Origin of the sequence: Mycobacterium helveticum, from assembly GCF_007714205.1 — a bacterium.
GTDB classification, from domain to species: Bacteria; Actinomycetota; Actinomycetes; order Mycobacteriales; family Mycobacteriaceae; genus Mycobacterium; species Mycobacterium helveticum.
In genome coordinates, this window is record NZ_VMQU01000340.1 from 1 (window position 1) to 668 (window position 668).

1 pseudogene is annotated in these 668 nt (G+C 79.0%); it reads right to left on the reverse strand.

The features are described from left to right. Nucleotides 1–668 (reverse strand): annotated as a pseudogene (locus FPZ47_RS28750) (hypothetical protein); the annotation flags it as partial.

A 668-nucleotide genomic window follows, 5' to 3' on the forward strand; every position in this document is an offset into this window, starting at 1 on the left:
GTAACGGGGTGGCCGGCGCGGCCGGCGCGGCTGGGGTCAGCCCCGGCGGCAATGGCAGCGCTGGCGGCAACGGCGGTTACGGCGGTGCGGGTGGGGCCGGTGGTGACGGCGGCTCGATGTCTGGTTCCGGCGGGGTCGGTGGTGTTGGTGGTAACGGCGCCGACGGGGGAACTGGTGGTGCCGGCGCGGCCGGCGCGGCCGGTGTGGTCGGCACGGACAGCGGTGCCGGCGGGCTCGGCGGCAACGGTGGTCTGGGTGGTGACGGCGGCCACGCCGGGGCTGGTGGGGCCGGCGGCTACGCGCACACCGGCGCCCAGGCGGCCAGCGGGGCCGACGGGAGCGCCGGGTACGGCGGGACTGGCGGGGTCGGCGGGACTGGTGGCCGCGGCGTGGATGGCGGCGCCGGCGGCAACGCGGGCGATGGTGGCGATGGTGGTGTCGGCGGTAGCGCCGCTAGTGCTACCGGCATCGCCGGCATTAGCGGTGTCGGTGGCGCGGGTGGCACCGGAGGCCAGGGCGGTACGGGGATCGCTGGCGTTGACGCCGTCGGCGGGACCGGCGGGACCGGCGGGACCGGCGGGACCGGCGGCGCTGGCGGTGCGGCCGCCGCGCTCGGCACCGGCGCGGCCCAGGGAATCGACGGCAACGGCGGTGTCGGGGGTGTCGGC